Below are 3,493 nucleotides of genomic sequence, written 5' to 3'. Positions count from 1 at the left end.
CAATCAATTCTTGGGGTTTGATTTGTCCTAAGTCAAGTGACTGTAGCTATAAGTAATGTGCAAAAATTATGCAGATTCACAAATCTTGATAATCAAAGTTACTGACTTGTAAGAAAATCAGTCATAACAAGATGCAATAACAGACTTTTTACTAAGTCTTGACTACCCAAGAATTGTGCCAACGAAATTTATTTTTTTAAATTTTTTTAATAGAGATTTATTTTTTTGTTTTTTTATAAAAAATTATGTATAAACCTTTCTTGAAACACTTAGAGCAATCGCTATTTCAGAGGTTTGACCTGCAAAGTCGATTGATACCAGCAGGTCTAGATTCTTGTACGAGTGAACGTGGTCGTAACCCCGCAACGATTCGGAGTTGGTGCTATCAATGTCCCGAACTTCGCAAAATTCGCTATACGTATATTGATGCAGGAGCGAGCGCTCAAATTTTTAATAGTGTTATCTATCCCAATTATCAGTACGATTTACCTTTGCTAGGGATTGATTTCTTGTCTTTTGGAAATGTCAAAAACCTTATTGTGATGGACTTTCAGCCACTATTTCAGGATGCGACATATCTCGAAAAATATATCCATCCTCTTGAGGCTTTGCATGATAAGTATCCAGAACTCTCTCAGAACTTGGAGATGAAGTTTTATGATGCTAATCAGTATTTCTCCAAGTATTTACTATTTGCCAAAACCGATCCAGAGACAGTCAAAACTCTCGTATTTGAGGCTTTTCAAGATTATTTGAATTTGTATTGGCAGATGATTGAGGAAGCTAAGCCTCATCCTCTCCTCGATCAATCGGATATTCAGAGAATCGTCAAGGCACAGAAAGATTACGATCAATATAGCGCCGATCGCGATCCTGCTTCTGGTTTATTCAGTAGCTATTTTGGTCATGAATGGGCAGAAAAATTCCTCTATGGATTTTTGTTTGAGGATGCAAAACCTTTAGCATCTGGAGTTCATTCTTAAGATGACTCTCTATCAACCATTTTTAGATCATGCGATCTCCTATTTAACTGATCGACTGCCCGATTTACGTCCTTATCCAATCCCCGTAGGATTTGCATCAAAATCAGCGATCGTCGGGAAAGGCAAGCATGAGAATGAAGTTGTAACCACTAGTTACGGCTATCAATCCTCTAAATTACGCCAGATTCGAGCCGCCCACGTACAAGGCGGCAGTTCTCTTCAAGTTCTAAACTTCGTAATTTTTCCGCGCCTAAATTATGATTTGCCTTTTTTTGGTGCAGACTTAGTAACTTTGCCTGGAGGACATTTGATTGCGCTGGATATGCAGCCGCTATTTCGCGATCATCACGATTATCAAGCTAAATACACCAAGCCCATTCTGCCCATTTTTGAAACCTATCAACCTCATTTGCCTTGGGGTGGTGATTTTCCAGAGGAAGCAAGTCAGTTTTTCTCACCTGCCTTTCTCTGGACAAGACCGCAGCAAGACGAAGTGGTAGAAACTCATGTCTTTTCTGCTTTTAAAGATTATTTACAAGCCTATCTGGATTTTTGCGATCAAGCTAATCCTACAACCGATCCTGCACTGTTAGAGGAGATAGAAGCATCCCACCTTCGCTACCTGCGTTATCGTGCTGAGAAAGATCCTGCCAGAGGTATGTTTACGCGATTCTATGGAGCTGATTGGACAGAAAAATATATTCATGGTTTTTTGTTTGATTTAGAAAAGCAGGTAGCTAAATCATGATTTTTTTTACCAAAATCCAGTAGTTTTTATCCTAACCACAGAAAGCTAAAAAACGCAAACCCCTACTGCGATTAATTTTCGGTTTACTGTTTGAGCGGCAATTTTAATTGTGCAGAGCTTGTGCAGATTTACAATTCTTGACAATTATCAGGTCTGACTTATAAGAGAATTTAGTCATCAGTGCGTAATAAAGAAGTATTTATTGAGCATCTGAACTAAAACTAAAGTTGGCGAGACAATAATCATTTATTAAAGTCGTTTTTGTTAAATTCTTTCGTTAGATTAGGAGATATTTTGTAATGGCTTTTGGACCAGCTTCGCGATTGGGTGTAAGCCTGTTTGATGAAACTCCACCTATTGAGTGGGTCTCAGGATTATCGCAGGAAGATTCTGAGACTATTATTCGTGCAGTTTATCGTCAAGTTCTTGGCAATGCTTACGTAATGGAGAGCGAGCGACTCACTGTTGCCGAATCTCAGTTTAAAAGCGGTAACCTAAGCGTCCGAGAGTTTGTAAGGGCTGTGGCTAAGTCCGATCTTTACTGCTCTCGATTCTTTACCAGTTGTGCTCGCTATCGTGCGATCGAACTCAACTTCCGTCATTTACTTGGTCGTCCTCCACTAGATTTAGAAGAAATGCGCGGACATAGCACCATTCTTGATACCCAAGGATTTGCTGCTGACATCGATTCCTATATTGATAGTGATGAGTACCAGAATACCTTTGGCGAAAACAACGTTCCATATATTCGTGGCTACAAGACTGAAGCCTGTACCAGCATGGTGCAGTTTACTCATACTTTTGAACTGGTGCGCGGAGCTTCTAGCAGTAGCTTAAAGGGCGATCTTTCTGGTAATAGACCCAAACTAAATTCTCTAGTAATCAATCCAACTGCAACTGCGATTATTCCTTCTTCTGGTGCTGGCAGTACATTCCGTACTCCAGCAGATGCACCTGCACGTCGCACTCCTCTTGGAACTTCTGTGTCTAGTATGGGCAATGTTTATCGGATTGAAGTTACTGGTTATCGCGCTAAGACCGTGAACAAAGTTTCTCAGTTCCGCCGTAGCAATAAGGTTTATTTAGTCCCTATCGAGCAGCTTTCAGCACAATTTCGACGCATTCACGCTCAAGGCGGCGTGATTTCTAGCGTTACAGTTGTTTAAGTTGACATTCGTGAGATGGGGATTTGTGTCAGGCACTTCCCCGTGGTTTTTATAACAGGCTTCTTTAGATTTAGTATTTTTTTGTTTTCTATAAACTGGTTCTCATATTTCGGAATTTCTATTAGTTTAACTTACGTTACTTGGAATGAATATCATTATCCCCCCCCGTTCTCCTCTCCCTTTATGGCAGATGGGGAGAAAGACTAATTCCTTGTTCTTATCTCCCTTTTTGGGAGATGGAGTAGGGGGAATGGTCTTGTAAGCTTCCACTTGACACCAGTTACTTTAAGTAAAAAATTTTGAAATATATAATAATTTCGGAGATAAATAATTATGACAGAATTAGTGAATGCAACCTTCGCAAATAGCTTAGGTGATGTTGACACAGTTATTCGCGCAGTTTACAAGCAAGTTTTGGGCAATTCCCATGTTATGGAAAGTGACTGCTTGGTTGTAGCTGAATCAAAGCTTACAAATGGTGAAATTTCGGTGCGCGAGTTTGTGAGAATCGTTGCAAAGTCTGACTTTTATCGCGATCGCTACTTCTCCTCCTGTGCTCCTTATCGCTTTGTAGAATTGAACTTTTTACATTTGCT

The 3,493-nt window shown here is 39.8% G+C and carries 4 protein-coding genes; all 4 read left to right on the top strand.

Annotated features, from left to right (window positions below):
* Positions 1 to 245: 245 nt before the first annotated feature.
* Entirely contained in the window at positions 246 to 983 is a 738-nt protein-coding gene (locus AC805_RS02120; RefSeq protein ID WP_055073893.1) for a 15,16-dihydrobiliverdin:ferredoxin oxidoreductase, read from the top strand.
* 1 nt (position 984) lies between these two features.
* Complete coding sequence (locus AC805_RS02115; RefSeq protein WP_055073892.1) at positions 985 to 1,731, top strand: phycoerythrobilin:ferredoxin oxidoreductase; 747 nt, start codon at positions 985 to 987, stop codon at positions 1,729 to 1,731.
* A gap of 299 nt (positions 1,732 to 2,030) precedes the next feature.
* Positions 2,031 to 2,897 carry a phycobilisome linker polypeptide gene (locus tag AC805_RS02110; protein ID WP_055073891.1) on the top strand — a complete coding sequence of 289 codons (867 nt, stop codon included), beginning with the start codon at positions 2,031 to 2,033 and terminating at the stop codon, positions 2,895 to 2,897.
* Positions 2,898 to 3,230: 333 nt separating this feature from the next.
* Positions 3,231 to 3,493 (top strand): phycobilisome rod-core linker polypeptide (locus AC805_RS02105; RefSeq protein WP_197278606.1); only part of this gene is annotated, 263 nt, incomplete at its 3' end.

It is taken from the genome of Pseudanabaena sp. 'Roaring Creek' (assembly GCF_001402795.1).
GTDB lineage: Bacteria > Cyanobacteriota > Cyanobacteriia > Pseudanabaenales > Pseudanabaenaceae > Pseudanabaena.
This window is presented reverse-complemented; position numbering and strand designations above follow the sequence as displayed.